This is a genomic window from Pigmentiphaga daeguensis (assembly GCF_039523035.1).
Taxonomy (GTDB): domain Bacteria; phylum Pseudomonadota; class Gammaproteobacteria; order Burkholderiales; family Burkholderiaceae_B; genus Pigmentiphaga; species Pigmentiphaga daeguensis.
This window is the reverse complement of sequence record NZ_BAAAEN010000005.1, coordinates 183,103-198,738: the sequence shown is the minus strand read 5'-3', so window position 1 is coordinate 198,738 and position 15,636 is coordinate 183,103. Positions and strand designations below refer to the sequence as shown.

17 protein-coding genes are annotated in these 15,636 nt (G+C 67.7%); 4 read left to right on the top strand and 13 right to left on the bottom strand.

Annotated features, from left to right (window positions below):
* Positions 1–11 precede the first annotated feature (11 nt).
* A complete protein-coding gene (locus tag ABD104_RS09275) occupies positions 12–617 on the bottom strand; it encodes a substrate-binding domain-containing protein (RefSeq protein WP_254914703.1) in 606 nt (201 codons plus the stop codon).
* Between the two features lie 32 nt (positions 618–649).
* Here ABD104_RS09275 and ABD104_RS09270 point away from each other — a divergent pair, with 32 nt between their 5' ends.
* The 4 genes from ABD104_RS09270 (at position 650) to ABD104_RS09255 (ending at position 4,223) form a co-directional block, all read left to right on the top strand.
* Positions 650–1,381 carry a M24 family metallopeptidase gene (locus tag ABD104_RS09270; protein ID WP_132979122.1) on the top strand — a complete coding sequence of 244 codons (732 nt, stop codon included), beginning with the start codon at positions 650–652 and terminating at the stop codon, positions 1,379–1,381.
* A 70-nt stretch (positions 1,382–1,451) separates the two neighbouring features.
* The gene (locus ABD104_RS09265; RefSeq protein ID WP_343927416.1) at positions 1,452–2,453 is read left to right on the top strand and encodes a Bug family tripartite tricarboxylate transporter substrate binding protein; all 1,002 of its coding nucleotides are present in this window, start codon (positions 1,452–1,454) and stop codon (positions 2,451–2,453) included.
* Positions 2,454–2,457: 4 nt separating this feature from the next.
* Entirely contained in the window at positions 2,458–3,435 is a 978-nt protein-coding gene (locus ABD104_RS09260) for a substrate-binding domain-containing protein (RefSeq protein WP_343927415.1), read from the top strand.
* A gap of 86 nt (positions 3,436–3,521) precedes the next feature.
* Positions 3,522–4,223 (top strand): TetR/AcrR family transcriptional regulator, encoded by a 702-nt coding sequence (locus tag ABD104_RS09255; protein WP_087841544.1) that lies wholly within the window; start codon positions 3,522–3,524, stop codon positions 4,221–4,223.
* A gap of 26 nt (positions 4,224–4,249) precedes the next feature.
* Here ABD104_RS09255 and ABD104_RS09250 read toward each other — a convergent pair whose 3' ends face one another.
* The 12 genes from ABD104_RS09250 to ABD104_RS09195 form a co-directional block, all read right to left on the bottom strand.
* On the bottom strand, positions 4,250–4,879 hold the full coding sequence (locus ABD104_RS09250) for an isochorismatase family protein (protein WP_132979125.1): 630 nt from the start codon (positions 4,877–4,879) through the stop codon (positions 4,250–4,252).
* Entirely contained in the window at positions 4,876–5,940 is a 1,065-nt protein-coding gene (locus tag ABD104_RS09245) for a 2,5-dihydroxypyridine 5,6-dioxygenase NicX family protein (protein ID WP_279814638.1), read from the bottom strand. Before ABD104_RS09245 ends, ABD104_RS09250 begins: the two co-directional genes overlap by 4 nt.
* Before the next feature lie 13 nt (positions 5,941–5,953).
* Positions 5,954–6,760 carry an alpha/beta fold hydrolase gene (locus ABD104_RS09240; protein WP_087841541.1) on the bottom strand — a complete coding sequence of 269 codons (807 nt, stop codon included), beginning with the start codon at positions 6,758–6,760 and terminating at the stop codon, positions 5,954–5,956.
* 10 nt (positions 6,761–6,770) lie between these two features.
* Positions 6,771–7,523 carry a maleate cis-trans isomerase family protein gene (locus tag ABD104_RS09235; protein ID WP_486352023.1) on the bottom strand — a complete coding sequence of 251 codons (753 nt, stop codon included), beginning with the start codon at positions 7,521–7,523 and terminating at the stop codon, positions 6,771–6,773.
* A gap of 14 nt (positions 7,524–7,537) precedes the next feature.
* Entirely contained in the window at positions 7,538–8,764 is a 1,227-nt protein-coding gene (locus tag ABD104_RS09230; protein ID WP_087841540.1) for an FAD-dependent monooxygenase, read from the bottom strand.
* Positions 8,765–8,910: 146 nt separating this feature from the next.
* Positions 8,911–9,645, bottom strand: coding sequence for an ABC transporter ATP-binding protein (locus ABD104_RS09225; protein WP_087841539.1), 735 nt, complete (start codon positions 9,643–9,645; stop codon positions 8,911–8,913).
* Positions 9,642–10,439 carry an ABC transporter ATP-binding protein gene (locus ABD104_RS09220; RefSeq protein WP_243724388.1) on the bottom strand — a complete coding sequence of 266 codons (798 nt, stop codon included), beginning with the start codon at positions 10,437–10,439 and terminating at the stop codon, positions 9,642–9,644. The genes ABD104_RS09225 and ABD104_RS09220 overlap by 4 nt, the downstream gene beginning before the upstream one ends.
* Positions 10,436–11,509: a branched-chain amino acid ABC transporter permease gene (locus tag ABD104_RS09215; RefSeq protein WP_087841537.1), complete on the bottom strand. Its 1,074-nt coding sequence runs from the start codon at positions 11,507–11,509 to the stop codon at positions 10,436–10,438. The genes ABD104_RS09220 and ABD104_RS09215 overlap by 4 nt, the downstream gene beginning before the upstream one ends.
* 2 nt (positions 11,510–11,511) lie before the next feature.
* Positions 11,512–12,384 carry a branched-chain amino acid ABC transporter permease gene (locus ABD104_RS09210; protein WP_087841536.1) on the bottom strand — a complete coding sequence of 291 codons (873 nt, stop codon included), beginning with the start codon at positions 12,382–12,384 and terminating at the stop codon, positions 11,512–11,514.
* 25 nt (positions 12,385–12,409) lie between these two features.
* Positions 12,410–13,546 (bottom strand): ABC transporter substrate-binding protein, encoded by a 1,137-nt coding sequence (locus tag ABD104_RS09205; protein ID WP_343927414.1) that lies wholly within the window; start codon positions 13,544–13,546, stop codon positions 12,410–12,412.
* A gap of 273 nt (positions 13,547–13,819) precedes the next feature.
* A complete protein-coding gene (locus tag ABD104_RS09200) occupies positions 13,820–14,581 on the bottom strand; it encodes an ABC transporter permease (RefSeq protein WP_087841595.1) in 762 nt (253 codons plus the stop codon).
* 5 nt (positions 14,582–14,586) lie between these two features.
* Positions 14,587–15,546 carry an ABC transporter ATP-binding protein gene (locus tag ABD104_RS09195; protein ID WP_338617355.1) on the bottom strand — a complete coding sequence of 320 codons (960 nt, stop codon included), beginning with the start codon at positions 15,544–15,546 and terminating at the stop codon, positions 14,587–14,589.
* Positions 15,547–15,636: the final 90 nt, after the last annotated feature.

Genomic DNA, 15,636 nt, shown 5'->3' with positions numbered 1-15,636 from the left:
CGCCGGCGGCATCAGCCCAGCGCACCGGCGATCTTGCGCTCCTGCTCCTCGCGCACGGCCGAGCCGAAAGTCTGCTCGAACCATCCGTCCTTGACCAGCTTGAGCACCAGGCTGTTGTCCACGACCTTGCCCAGGTCCAGCTTGCGCACCGCCGGCGTCTGCTCCGCCAGCCGGTCGATGGTGGCCTGGATGGCGGCCTTGGAAATCAGAGGTACGCGGTCGAGCACGTTGCGCTTGACGTAGATGTCGTAGACCCGGCTTATGTCGGCCTCGCTCTCGGGCTGGTCAAACGCCTTGAAGGTCGCCACGGCGAAGGCCTTGTCATCGTAGAAACGCTTGATCGCCTCGGCGTGGGCGCGGATCAGGCCCTCGGCCCGGCCTCGCTGCTCGGCCAGGTAGCTGCGTTTGTGGAGGAAGGCCGTGCTGACGTAGATGTCCTCGTGGTCGGGCAGCTCGGTCAGCACCTTCAGGCCCTGGGTTTCCAGCTTGAAGTACGACGGCGCCGTCAGCAGCCCGGCATCCACCTGACCGCCCAGCAGCATGCTGGCGCGCGACGCGGCATCGGTGCCGGTCGACACCCATTGCACGTCGTTGGGCGCGAGGCCGTACTTGCGCAGCAGCTCGACGGTATAGAAATACGGCGGGCTCGGTGCGCTTCGTCGATGCCACCGACATGGTCGACCACATCAAGGCCATCAAGAGCGCCGACGAGATCGAGGCCATCGGCCGCATGGCGGCCATGCAGGACGAGGTACTGCAGGCCCTGGCCCGCCACATCCGCCCCGGCATGAAGGATTTCGAGGTCGCCGCCTACGCCCAGTACGCGGGCCAGCTGCGCGGCAGCGAACAGGGGCTGTTCATCGGCTCGTCCTCGCCCGCCGGCCGCGCCGCGATGTACAAGCCCCGCCACCAGCAAGGCAGGGAGATGCGCGAAGGCGACGCCTTCACGCTGCTGATCGAGAACAACGGCCCGGGCGGCTACTACGGCGAACTGGCCCGTACCTTCGTGCTGGGCAAGGCCTCGCAGGAACTGCTGGACACCATGGCCCTGCTGGTCGAGGCCCAGCGCCACACGCTGGACCACCTCAAGCCCGGCGCGATGCCCGCCGACATCCTGGCCGCCCACAACGCCTTCATGCGTGCCCGCGGCATGCGCGAGGAAACGCGCCTGTATGCCCACGGCCAGGGCTACGACATGGTCGAGCGTCCGCTGATACGCGAGGACGAGACCATGCCCATCGCCGCCGGCATGAACATCGTGGTCCATCCCGGCCATGCCACCGCCAGCGTCTTCACCACCGTCTGCGACAACTACATCATCGGCCCCGACGGGCCGGGGGAATGCCTGCACAAGACCCCCAAGACCGTCATCGAACTCTGAGCCCGCCCGCCGCGCCCCGGCGCGGCGCTTCGCCGCATCACCCCTGCCCTTCCCCTTCTGGAGGCACGCCATGCAACGCAACGGATCGACCCCCTACCGCCTTCCCGCGCGATACGCCCTCGCGTCCACCCTGGCCGCCGCGGCCGCGCTTGCCGCCCCCGCGGCCCACGCGCAACGCTACCCGGACCGCCCGGTACAGGTCATCGTGCCCTACGCGCCCGGCGGCAGCGTGGACGTGATCGCGCGCTCGCTGGCGCAGAAGCTGACCGAACGCATGGGCCAGACGGTGTTCATCGAGAACCGTGCCGGCGCTGGCGGCACGATAGGCGTGGGCGCGGTCACGCGCGCCAAGCCCGACGGCTACACGCTGCTGCTGACCTCGCTGGGCGCGGTGACGGTGACCGTGCACCTGACCAAGGCCGGCTACGACCCGCTCAAGGACCTCGCCCCCATCTCGCTGCTGGCGACCAGCGGCCTGGTGGTGTCGGTCAAGGAAGACTCGCCCATCCGGTCGGTGCGCGACCTGATCGCCGCCGCCAAGGCCAAGCCGGGCGCCCTGAGCTATGCCGTGACCGGCGTCGGCAGCCAGACCTTCCTGGCGGGCGAATTGCTGAAGCGTTCGCTGGACCTGGACATGGTTCCGGTGCAGTACAAGGGAGGCGGCCCCGCCGCGGCCGCCGTGGCGGCGGGCGAGGTGCAGGCCGGCATCACCGATTCCGGTCCCATCCAGCCGCTGCTCCAGTCCAAGCGGGTGCGCGTGCTGGCCGTGACCGGCAGCCAGCGGGCCTCGGCCATGCCCGACGTGCCGACGATGGAAGAAGCCGGCGTGCCGGGCTTCAAGATCGACTCGGCCATCGCGCTGTTCGCGCCGGCGGGCACCCCGCCCGAGATCGTCGACAAGCTCAATGCCGAAGTCGCCGCCGCGCTGAAATCGCCGGACCTGATCGACCGCATCCATGCCGCCTCGCACGATCCCAAGCCCAACAGCCCGGCCGAGATGAAGACCATGCTCAAGTCGGAATTCGACCGCTGGGGCGCGATGGTGCGCGAAGCCGGCGTCAAGCTGGAATAGCGCCATGAGCGGACTCGAGCTCAGCTTCGCGGCGGGTCCGTACGACCGCCTGCAAGGGCTGTACGACGGCAGCGTGGCGATCGACGGCGTGCGCATCGTCCCGCACGTGCGCCAGCGGCCGGTGGACATCTTCAGTCCCATGATCGAACACGGCGCCTTCGACGTCGCCGAGATGTCGCTCACGCACTGCTACGCGCTGACCGCGCAGCGCCGCGCCAACTTCGTCACGCTGCCGGTGTTCCCGTCGCGCATGTTCCGCCACGGCTTCATCTTCGTGAACGAGGACGCGGGCATCCGGTCGCCCGCCGATCTCGCCGGCAAGCGCATCGGCGTGCAAGGCCACCAGATGACGGCCGCGGTCTGGATCCGCGGCCTGCTGCGCGACGGCTACGGCGTCGACCTGGCGAACGCCGAATGGTACGAAGGCGGCGTGAACGAATATGGCGTCGCCGGCGGCGACATCATGGAGCTGCGCCCCAGCCGCCCGTTGCAATGGCAACGCATCCCGGCCACCACATGTCTGTCGGACATGCTGGCCCAGGGCGGCATCGACGCGCTCATCGGCGCCTTCATCCCCCGCTCGTACGGCAGGCACCCCGCCGTGCGGCGGCTGTTTCCGGACTACAGGCGCGTGGAAGCCGCCTACTACGAGGCGACCGGCGTGTTCCCCATCATGCACGCCCTGGTTCTGCGCCGCGATCGCCACGAGGCGCATCCGTGGCTGGCGCCCGCGCTGGTGCGGGCGTGCGAACAGGCCAAGGACCAGGCCTGGCAGCGGCTGCGATTCAGCGGCGCGCTGGCCGCCACGCTGCCCTGGCTGATGGACCACGTGGAGGAAACGCAGGCCACCTTCGGCGCGGATCCCTGGCCCTATGGCGTGGCGCGCAACCGCGCGACCCTGGACGCCTTCTCCGCCATGCTGCATGCCGATGGCTACCTGGATCGCGCATGGTCCGCGGACGAGGTGTTCGCGCTACGCTGACGCGCGACAGGCGCGCCGGGGCGTGGCCCACGTGCGCGAAAAGCCTTAGCATGGAGGCTTCGCAGCCAATATTTAATTAATCGCTTATGAAATTGGTCAGCGGCCGCCGGGGCGCCCCCGCAGCCCAAACCAGGCGCAAGGCCGGCCAGAAGGGCCCCGGCCGCCCCGAGGGCACCAGCGTCGTCCGGGACGACATACTCGATGCGGCGGAAGAACTCTTTTCCAACCTGGGCTACGCGGGCACCACCTTGCGGGAGATCGCCGACCAGGCCAAGGTCACGCAGGCACTGATCAACTACTACTTCGGTTCGAAGTACGGCCTGTACGAAGCCGTGTTCATGCGCCGCAGCCAGATCATTTCGCAGCAGCGCCTGGAGAACCTGGCGCAGTTGCAGGCCAAGCCTGGCCGGCCCAAGGTGCGCGATGTCGTACAGGCCTTCCTGATGCCCACGCTGGCCTTTCGCGCGACGCCCGAGGGGCGGTCGTTCCTGCGCCTGCAGGCCCGCCTGCACACCGAACCGCCGCAGATTTCCTACAAGCTGCGAACCGACGCCTACGGCAGCTCCACGCGGCTCTACGTGGACGCGGTGCGCAAGGCACTGCCCAACCTGCCGGAGCTGGACGCGTACTGGCGCGTCACCTTGATGGTGGGTACCTATCTGTATGCGTTCTCGGATACCCACCGCATGGAAGAAATGGCGCCCCCGGGTCTTTACGATCCGGACGACACCGACAGCCTGATCGACCAGGTCACCCGCTTCGTGACCGGCGGCATGCAGGCCCCCTAGCGCGGGCCGGGGCGCCCCCCGGCCTTTCAGTCGTCCAGCCGGCGGAGCAGGTCGGCGTAGTCCATGACCTCGGCGTACTTCTGCGCCATGTCGAACAGGCTGGCCTCATGAGGTCCGACGGCGCGGTCGCCCACGCAATCGGCCAGCACCACCGGCCGGAAGCCCCAGCACATGGCATCGACCACGCTCGCGCGCACGCAGCCGCTGGTCACGCAACCGGCCACCACGAGCGTGCGCACGCCCCGCTGCGTCAGCCACGGGGCAAGGCCGGTGGCGAAGAATGCCGACGGCACGTTCTTGCGCACCACCAGCTCTCCCGGCAGGGGCGCAAGTTCCGGCACGATGGCGCTGGCCGGCGCGGCTTCGGTCAGGCCCAGCATTCCCGGCACCTTGGCGGAAAAGACATTGGCATCGGCGCCATCGTCCGCGTAGACGATGCGCGTGTGAGCGACGGGCCAGCCGCGTCCGCGCGCCAGCGCGAGCAACGGACGCGTGGCCTCGATGGCCGCGGGGATGTTGCCGCCGCCGAAGATGGCCGGATCGGCGAAGCCGTTGACGAAGTCGACAACGAGCAGGCCGAACGGAGGCTCGGGCACCAGCCCCGCGCCGAAACCCTGGCGGGCGTAGACCGCGCGGTCGTTGCCGTCCTTGCTCATGATGCGGCCTCCGCCTCGGCCAGCCGCTCCTCGATCAGGCGGCCCTCGGCCACCACCTCGCGGCCGTCCAGCGACACCGTGCAGCGGCGCAGCGGAATGTCCATGTGGCACGCGGTGCTGCGGGACCCGCCCACCTCGTTGTTGGGCCCGAGCGAGAACAGGAAGTTGCCGGCGTAGGCGCGCGCATCCATGCCTATCGTGGCCTCGCGATCGTACAGCCCCAGCGTGGACCAGCGCGCGCGGTTCTGCGCCCCCCAGCCGATGTGCGACATGGCATAGGCTTCCGGGTCGTTGAAGGATTCCATGTAGTCGCTGAGCAGTTCGGCGTCCATGCCGCCCGTGATGGACGTGACGTAGCCGTCCTCCACCTCCATCACGATGGGATCGCTGACGTACGACTTCATCGGCAGCAGGATGTCGCCCTTGTCCACCACGATGCGGCCGCGCGTGGCCCGCTCGTTCGGCCAGGTCAGGGCGAAGCCGCTGGGCCAGTGGTCCCAGCGGCCCGGCTCGTCCACGAAGCCGTACTCCTTGACCACCGGGAACTCGCCCAACGGACAGACCAGGTCGGTACCCGCCGCCGACGTCACCCGCATCTCGCGCGAACGTTCCAGCAGCGCCCCGCAGGCCAGCACGCGTGCGCGGTCCGCTTCGTTGGGGACCATGCGCAGCAGGATCTCGGGCGGCTCGACGGCCAGCAGGATCTTGCCTCCCCCTTGCAGGATGTCGTGCTGCTCGGGCGAGAAAAGCAGGGTCATCAGATCGACCACCAGATCGCTGGCCTTGAGCGCGGCGATGGCCGCGCGGTTGCCGCTCAAGGGCGTGGTGCCCAGGTAGGCCAGGGAATCGCGGCTGAGCGATTTCTCGCCGTTGACGGGCGCCAGATCCAGCCGGTTGACGCGCGCGCCCAGCAGCCCGGCGGCGGTCATCGCGCAGCGCAGGGTCTGGGGATGGGTCACGCCCTCGGTGGTCAATACCGTGACGGTGTCGCCGCGCTTCAGGCGCGACAGCGTCAGGACCTGGGTCCATGCCTGGATCAAATCGGAATCGCTGACAGCCATAGCGTGCTCCTTGCTAAACGGGGGTTCCCAGAAAGGTGCCAAAGCCCTGGAAGAAGCCTTCCTCGTCATCCCAGGGGATCATGTGCCCGGCCGTCGGCACGGTCCGCACTTCCAGCCCGGGCATCAGGCTGCGGATCTCGTCGACGTCGGCCGCCTCGATGACGCCTCCCTTGCCCGCGACCATCAGCAGCGCGGGCACCGCGATCGCCGGCAGGTCGGCATGCATGTCGTGCGTGCCGAAGGCGTGGTAGGCGCACACCACGGCGTCCTCGTCGCAGGTATGCAGCCATTCGGCACGCAGGCGCAGTTGTGCCTCGGTCCAGGTAGGCGAGAACGGCTTGAGCTTTTCCCAGTCGGCGCCTTCCCGCATGAGCCGGATGGAATCCACGTACCAGTCGATCCTGGCCGGATAGGGCCGGCGGCCCGGTCCCGACACCGGCGGGTCCACCATGACGAGGCGCGCCAGCCCTTGCGCGTGGTGCGCGGCCACGATGGCACCGATACGCGCGCCCATCGAATGCCCGACCAGGAAATAGTCCGCCAGCCCCAGCGCCTGCGCGAAGGCGCCCACGTCGGCCGCGCAGGCCTCCAGGCTGTAGTCCATGCCCGGCGCCGTCTCGGACAAGCCGCGTCCCCTGACGTCGAGCACGTAGGTGTCGAACTGGCGCCCCAGCCGCTCGGCCACGAACGCCCAGGTCACCGCGGGGCTGGTGATGCCTGGCACCAGCACCAGGGGCCGGCCCTTGCCGCCGAAACGCAGATAGTGTTGGCGTATGCCGTTGGCGCGCACGTTGGCGCCGTAAAGAAAAGTGCTGCTCACGAATGGCTCCCTAGTAACGGCCCGACAGCAAGGCCCCGGCCCCGGGCACGATGGGCTCGAGGTCCAGCGCCTTGAGCATGGCGTAGGTGGTGGCGACGGCCGCGGTCACGGCCGGCTTGCCGGTCAGCGCCTCGACCCGGGCGATGACCGGCAGCGACGGCATCTGCACGCAGGCGGACAGCACGACGGCATCCACGTCCGAGGTATCCATCGAGGCGACGATGTCCGGCAGCCGGCCTGGATCGTGCCGCCCCACTTCCAGGTTGTCGGGAATCTCCAGCGCGCGCCATTGGGTCACCTGGACGCCCTCGCTTTCGATGTAGCCGATCACCAGCCGGGTCAGCGGCACCATGTAGGGTGCGACCAGGGCGATGCGCCGGGCGCCGAGGATCTTCAATGCGTCCACCAGCGCGCCCGCGCTGGTCACGACCGGGGCGGCGCCGCCGTTCTCGCGGGTACGCTGGCCGAGCCGCGCCTCGGACTCGCGGTGATAGCCCGTGCCCATCGCCATGATGGCCACCAGGCAGGCGTAGCCCAGCACATCGACCCGGGCGTCGCTCAGCTCCAGGGCGCAGCGGTCGGACTCGGCGTCCATCGCGGCCAGTTCTTCCTTCGTGACGTGCTTCATGCGCATGCGCGCCGAATGGAAGGTGAACCGTTCCGGCCGGATCTGCTCGCGCAGCCGCAGCATGGCCGGAATCTCGGTCTCCATGGTCGTGTTGGAACTCGGCACGATCTGGCCGATGCGGTAGCGGGATGTCATGGAGGTCCTCCCCTTCACGCCGCCAGCGCCGGCCGGCCGAAGCGCTGCGCGCACGTGGTCGCGTCGTAGATGTAGACCCAGTTTGCCTGGATGCCCACGGCATTGGGATTGATCAGCTCGCGCCACCGGTACAGCAGGTCGCGCTTGAACTGCGCCCACGGCGACGGCAGGTGATAGGTCTTGCCGCGCTCGCGGGCTTCCAGCTGCACGCGGCTGGTGCGCGGCTTGCGCTCGGCCTCGTAGGCCTGCAGCGCGGCGCCGACGTCGCGGCCATAGTGCTCCAGCGCCGCGCCAAGGACGTAGCCGTCCTCGATGGCCATGGCCGCCCCCTGGGACAGGAAGGGCAGCATCGGGTGCGCCGCATCCCCCAGCAGCGTGACCCGGCCCTTGGACCAGGCCTGCATCGGATCCCGGTCAAACAGCCCCCACTTGTAGACATCCTGGGTCCGGCTGAAAAGCTCGATCACGTCGGGATGCCAGCCTTCATAGGCCTTCGTGAGTTCTTCCCGGCTGCTGCGCACGTTCCAGGACTCCTCCACCCAGTTGCGCGACTCGTTCACGGCCACGATGTTCACCGCCGCCCCGCCGTTGACGTAGTAGGTGACCAGGTGTCCGTGCGGCCCCATCCAGAACGCCGCGTCCGGACTGACGAACTTCAGCGGATGGCGATCCACCGGCACCAGGGCCCGCCAGCACATGTGGCCGGTGAACTGCGCCGACTCCGTGCCGAACAGCGCATCGCGCACCACCGAGCGCACGCCGTCGGCGCCCACGATCAGGTCGGCCTCGTATTCGCCGCCGTCGCTCAGGGACGCGACGGCGGTCCCGCCCTCGGTGCGCACGCCGGTGCAATGGATGCCCAGCGTCGCGCCCTTGCCGTCGGCCAGGTGTTGCGACAGGATGGCATGCAGGTCCGCGCGATGGACGTGATAGAACTCCGCGCCGTAGATCTGCGGGCAGCTTTCCTTCAGCGGCGTGCGGAACAGCTCGCGTCCCGAGCGCCAGTTGCGTCCCACCATGGCTTGCGGCAGGAACCCCACCCGCTTCAGGTCGTCCGTCAGGCCCAGCGCCTTCAAGACCTTGACGGCGTTGGGCGTGACCTGCACGCCGGCGCCGACTTCGCCGAACGCCGACGCCCGCTCGAACACATGATTCTCGATACCGCGCAGCGTCAGGGCACGCGACAGCGCCACGCCCCCGATCCCGCCACCCACGATGCCTACGCGCAAGGGACGACTCATACGGCTTCTCCTTTCCTTCCTGCGGGGGCCGGCGGCAGGCCGGCCCCCATAAATAATTAAACAGAAAATTAATAAATGCTTCGATGACGCCCGGGCTCCATCGTCGCCTGGGGCCTGCTCACGCTAGAAGGCGGCTGGCACAGGCCCTAGCCTCCCAGATAGGCGGCCAGCAGTTCCGGATCCTCCAGCAATCCCGCGGACTCCCTCTGCGCCACGACCCGGCCGGTCTCGAACACATAGGCACGCGACGCGGCGGTCAGCGCGTTGTGCACGTTCTGCTCCACCAACAGGACGGTCACGCCCTGCCTGCTGATCTCGCGCACCACGTCGAACACCTCGTCGGCCATCTTGGGGCTGAGCCCCAGGCTGGGCTCGTCCAGAAGGAGCAGCACGGGCTCGGACATCAGGGCGCGGCCGATCGCCAGCATCTGCTGCTCGCCGCCGCTGAGCGTGCCGGCCAGTTGCTGATGGCGTTCCTTCAGCCGCGGGAAACGTTCGTACACCCTGGCCACGCGCTGCTGTACGGTGGCCTGCGACCGGCACAGGTAGGCGCCGAGCACCAGGTTTTCGTAGACCGTCATGGCGGGCCATACATGGCGTTCCTCCGGGCTCTGGGCAATGCCCAGCCCGACGATGCGGTCCGGCGCCATGCCGCCTATGTCGCGCCCGTTGAAGCGGATGCTGCCGCGCGTGGGCTTGAGCAAGCCCGAGATGGCGCGCAGCGTCGTGCTCTTGCCCGCCCCGTTGGCGCCGATCAGCGCCACGGTCTCGCCCGGCTGCACGCGCAGGCTCACGCCGTGCAGCGCGGCGGTCTTGCCATAGCCCACGTGAAGATTGTCCAGCTCCAGCAGCGGAGCGGATGATGCCTGGACGGTGCTCATGCCGCGCGCCCTCCTCCCAGATAGGCCTCGATCACGCGCGGGTCGCGCTGCACGTCCGCCGGCACGCCCTCGGCCAGTTTTTCGCCGAAGTGCATGACGACCACGCGGTCCGATACGCTCATGACCAGGCCCATGTTGTGCTCGACGATCAGGATGGACTGCACCTGCGTGCCCCGCAGTTTTTTCAGGATGCGCCCCAGCTCCATGGCTTCCTGACTGTTCAGGCCCGCGGCGGGCTCGTCCAGCATCAGGATGTCCGGCTTGGCCGCCAGCGCCAGGCCGACCTCCAGCAGGCGCAACTCGCCGCAGGACAGCAGGTAGGCCGGCGCGTTCATGCGTTCGCCCAGCCCCATGATGTGGACGATGCGTTCGGCCTCCTCGCGCGCGGCGCGTTCGGCCGCGCGGACCTTGCGGCCCGGGAAGAAGGTCTGCAGCAGGCCCTGCCGGGCGCTCAGGTAGTGGCCGGCCAGGATGTTCTCGAACACCGACAGCGACTTCAGGATGTTCGTCTTCTGGAAGCTGCGGACGATGCCCTTCCTGGCCATTTGGTAGGGTTTAGCGCCGGTCAGGTTCTCGCCCCTGACGTGGACTTCGCCCGAGGTGGGCGCGTAGAACCCGGTGATCAGGTTGAAGCAGGTCGTCTTGCCCGCGCCATTGGGCCCGATCAGGCCGACGATCTCGCCCGCCCTGACCTGGAAGCTGATGTCCTTGACCGCCTTGATGCCGCCGAAGGTCTTGCACAGCCCGCGCACGTCCAGCATGGGGGCGTGGCCAATTGCATGCACAGTTGTCATTTCGGTTTCCCAAGGCGCCACGCGCCGCTTACACCGGATAGAATGGCGCCCCCCCGACCCAGGGCACAGCGGATCTGGCTCCGCCAGTCCGCCGGTGCCGCCCCCCGGGGGGCGCGCGACAGCGCGTAGGGGGGAGTCCTCATCTCTCGGCGGGTCGTCAGGAATCCCATCAGGCCGCGCGGCAGGAACAGCACGATGGCCATCACCGCCAGGCCGAACAGCGACAGCCGCAGTTCCTTGGCCTCGCGCAGGTATTCCTCCAGGAAGGTCACCAGCAGCGCCCCGATCAGCGGCCCGACCAGGGTCCCCTTGCCGCCGATCAGCACCATGATGATCATGCTGACCATGAAGGCGAAGCGGAAGACTTCCGGCCCGACGAACGAGATGTAGTGCGCGTAGAACCCGCCCGCCATGCCCGCCAGGAAGGCGCCCAGCACGAATGCCAGCATGGCGTAGCGAAACGGCCGGATGCCGATGGACTGGGCGACGTAGCGGTTCTCGCGCACGGCTACCGCGGCCCGGCCGGCATTGGAATAGACGAAGCGGTACGCCAGGTAGAGCGAGACCGCCAGCACGCCCCAGGCCAGGTAGAAGAAGAACTGCTTGGTCGCCAGGTTGCCTGCCTGGGCCAGCCATGCCGGCTGCGGCACCCCGGCGATACCCATCGGGCCGTTGGTGAAGGCGACCCAGTTGTCCGCGACCAGGCGCAGGACCTCGGCGAACGACAGTGTCACGATGACGAAGAACGGCCCCTGCAGGCGCAGCGTGATGCTGCCGATGAGCAGCCCCATGGCCGCCGCCAGCACGCCGGCGGCCGGTATGGTGGCCCACATCGGCCAGCCCAGCTGCGTGGACAGCAGCGCCGCGGCGTAGGCCCCCGTGCCCAGGAAGGCGGTGTGGCCGAGCGAGAACTCGCCCACATAGCCGACGACCAGGTTCAGGCTGGTGGCCAGCACGGCATAGAACAGCACCATGATGGCCACATGCAGCAGGTACTGATCATGGACCGCCAGCGGCAGCAGACCCGCCGCCAGCAGCGCGACCAGGATGGCGTTACGTTCGAATTGCATGATCAGGCTCTCTCGGCTCGTTTGGAGAACAGGCCGTAGGGCCGGAACACCAGGGTAAGGATCACGATGACGAAACCGATGATGTCGACCCAGCCGGTGGCGACGTAGCCGCCCCAGAGCGCCTCCGCCACCCCCAGCACCAGCCCGCCGACGATGGCGCCCGCGAAGCTGCCCATGCCGCCCAGGATCACCACGACGAAGGCCTTCATGCTGACCAGCCCGCCCACCGACACCTGCGCCGAATAGATCGATCCGAGCAGCATCCCGGCCAGCGACGCGATGACGGTTCCCAGCGCGAAGGTGCAGGCGTATACGTTCGCGGTCTTGATGCCCGCCAGTTGCGCGGCCATCGGATCCTGGAAGGTCGCCCGCATCGCGCGGCCCAGGCGCGTCTTCTGGATCAGCAGGTAGGCGGCCACGATCAGCGCCGCGCACACCGCGACGGCGAACAGCCGGATCTTGGTGACCACGATGGGGCCCAGGAACACCGGTCCGCTGGAAACCGGCCCTTCCACCTTCAGCGGCGCGGTGCCCACCACCAGCAGCGCCGTGTTGGCCAGGAAGATGGACAGGCCGATGGTCAGCAGGATGCCCGGCTCTTCGCCCTGGCCACGGATGCGCTCTATCAGCACCCGGTCGACCAGCCAGCCGAACACCCCCATGACCAGGGCGACCAGCGCCAGGCCCGTCAGGAAATCCAGGCCCAGGGCGGTGGTCACCCACCAGCCCAGCACGCCCCCCAGCATGTACAGCTCTCCATGGGCGAAGTTGACGACGCGCATCAGGCCGAGAATGAGCGTGAGCCCCAGCGCCGACAGCGCATAGAAGGACCCGATCACCAATCCGTTGGCCAGGAACTGCGGCAGCAAGTCCATCGTTTCTCCCGACTCGGCGCGCGGATCAGGGCCGCTCGGTGGGGGCCTGCGCCACCACCTTGGGCTCGCGGTTCTGGATCTGCACCAGCACCACGTCGAAGCCGTAGCCCTCGCCCTTCTCGGTGAACTTGAAATGGCCGTTGGGCGCGGCGTAGTCCGTCTTGCGCAGGGCATCGCGGATCGCATCGGGCTGCGTGTTGCCCGCCCGGGCGATCGCCTCCATCACGATGTTCAGCGCGTTGTAGCCGGCGGCGCCGTACTTGCCCGGCTTTTCCTTGTAGGCGGCGCTGTAGGACTGGACGAAGGCCTGGTTGCGCTCGCCCGGCATGCTGGAGGCGTAGGGCACCGCCGCGTAGATGCCTTCCGAGGCGTCGCCCGTCAGCCCGATGAAGTCGGAGGTCGCCCACGATCCCACGCCGAAGATCTTGGTCTGGATGCCGAACTCCTTGAACTGCTTGACCAGGATGGAGCCGTCCTGGGTCTCGGCGGCGACGAAGACCCCGTCGGGCTTGGCCGCGCGCAGCTTGGTCAGCAAGGTGTAGAAGTCGGTGGCGCCGTGATCGAAGTACTCCTTCATCACCGTCTTGACCCCGAGCGCGGAGAGGTCCTTGGAGAAGTCCTCCACGCCGCCGCGGCCCCAGTCGTCGTTGACGCCGATGTAGGCCACCGTTTTCAGTTGCAGCTTCTGCGCCAGGATCTTGCTGAAAGTCCTGGACATCAACCGGTCGGTCTCGGCCGAGCGGAAGAAGTACTGGAGTCCCTTCTCGGTCAGGTCCGCCTTCGAGGACACCCCGGTCAGCATGGGCAGCTTGTATTTCTCGGCCACGGGCATCACCGCCGCCGTGGCCGAGCTGCAGAAGGCCCCGGTCAGCGCCACGACCTTGTCGCGCACGATCAGCTTCTCGGCCGCGTTCACCGAGTTGGCGGGACGGCACTGGCCGTCCTCGATGACCAGCTCGATCTTCTTGCCCAGCACGCCGCCGGCCGCGTTGCGGCGCTCGACCGCAAGCTTGGCGCCGTTGACGTAGGTGAGTCCGTTGTAGGCGACCGAACCCGTGAGGGGCTGGATGACACCGATCTTGATGGTTTCCTGCGCCCACGCCGCGGGAGCTGCCCCGCCCATGGTCCCCGCCAGCAACAATGCCCAAGACAGCTTACGCATAGCGACCTCTCGCAAAGGTTTCGATTAAGAATTGCCCACCGCCTCGATTAATTAAACAAGTAATTAATTTATCGATGAATTAGGGTTTACGGCAACCGGCACGATCCGGGAAAAATAATTGATCGACTCAATAATTTCCCGGCACCGTCGCTTCGTAAGCAGGAAGAGTGCCAGCCGTGCGCCCTGGGCGGACCACCGGTGCGGCGCCCGCTCGGGGCGCGCCGCCGCACCGGCGGGGGTCCATGCGCACCGGAATGGCGCGGCGGGCCGGCCTCAGGTCTTCATCTTGTAGCCGGTGCGGAAGATCCAGGTCACGATGCCCAGGCATACGACCAGGAACGCCAGCGTCATGCCCAGGCTGACCACGACGTTGACGTCGGACTGGCCGTAGAAGCTCCAGCGGAACCCGCTGATGAGGTAGACCACGGGGTTGGCCAGGGTGATCTTCTGCCAGATCGGCGGCAACATGCTGATGGAATAGAACGCGCCGCCCAGGAAGGTCAACGGCGTGACGACCATGAGCGGAATGATCTGCAGCTTCTGGAAGTCGTCGGCCCACAGGCCGATGATGAAGCCGAACAGGCTGAACGTGACGGCGGTCAGGACCAGGAAGCCCACCATCCAGACGGGATGTTCGATGTGATAGGGCACGAAGATGCGGGCCGTGACCAGGATCAGCAGGCCCAGCATCATCGACTTGGTGGCGGCCGCGCCGACGTAGCCGACCACCGCCTCGACCGGCGACACCGGCGCCGACAGCAGCTCGTAGATGGTGCCCGTCCACTTGGGCAGGTAGATGCCGAACGAGGCGTTGGAAATGCTTTCGTTCAGCAGCGACATCATGATCAGGCCGGGGATGATGAACGCCCCGTAGCTGACGCCGCCGATCTCGCCCATGCGCGAGCCGATGGCGGTGCCGAACACGATGAAGTAGAGGGAGGTGGACAGCACCGGCGAGGCGATGCTCTGGGTCAGCGTGCGGAAGGTCCGCGCCATCTCGAACCGGTAGATCGCCCGGATCGCGTAGAAATTGATCATGCTTACTCCCGCACCAGGCTCACGAAAATATCCTCCAGCGAGCTTTCGCTGGAATGCAGGTCCTTGAAGTCGATGCCCTGCTCGTTCAGGGCCCGCATCAGCGAGGCGATGCCGGTGGCCTCGCCCTGGGTGTCGAAGGTATAGACCAGCGCATTGCCGCCGTCGGCCAGTTCCAGCGCGTAGCCGGCCAGCGCCGGCGGCAGCGCCTGGAGCGGGGCCTGCAACTGCAGCGTCAGCTGCTTCTTGCCCAGCTTGCGCATCAGCGCCCGCTTTTCCTCGACCAGCACCAGCTCGCCCTTGTTGATGACGCCGATGCGATCGGCCATGTCCTCGGCTTCCTCGATGTAGTGGGTGGTCAGGATGATGGTCATGCCCTCGTCGCGCAGGCGGCGCACCATCTTCCACATGTCGCGCCGCAGTTCGACGTCCACGCCGGCGGTGGGCTCGTCCAGGAACAGCACCTTGGGTTCGTGGGCCAGGGCCTTGGCGATCAGCACGCGCCGCTTCATGCCGCCGGACAGCGTCATGATCTTGGCGTTGCGCTTGTCCCACAGCGACAGGTCGCGCAGGATGCCTTCGATGCGGGCCGGGTTGGCGGGGTGGCCGAACAGGCCGCGGCTGAAGCTGACGGTGGCCCACACCGATTCGAAGGCATCGGTGGCCAGTTCCTGCGGCACCAGGCCGATGCGCGAACGCGCCGCGCGATAGTCGCGGACGATGTCGTGGCCGTCCACCAGCACGGCGCCCGCGCTCGGGCGCGACAGCCCGCAGACGATGCTGATCAGGGTGGTCTTGCCGGCGCCGTTGGGTCCCAGCAGGGCGAAGATCTCGCCCTTGCGTATCTGCAGGTCCACGCCCTTGAGCGCGTGGAAGCCATTGGCGTAGGTCTTGGCGAGGCCCGAGATGGAAACGATCGCGGGCGCCTCGCCGGGAAGCGGGGGGCGGGTCGAGACTGGCTGCATGGCGTGATGGTCGCGCCGCGGGGGAATGGGAGGGGAAGGCACGGTCCCGGCGGCGGAAGTCGAGTGTATAGGATAGGCATGGCAGCGTCT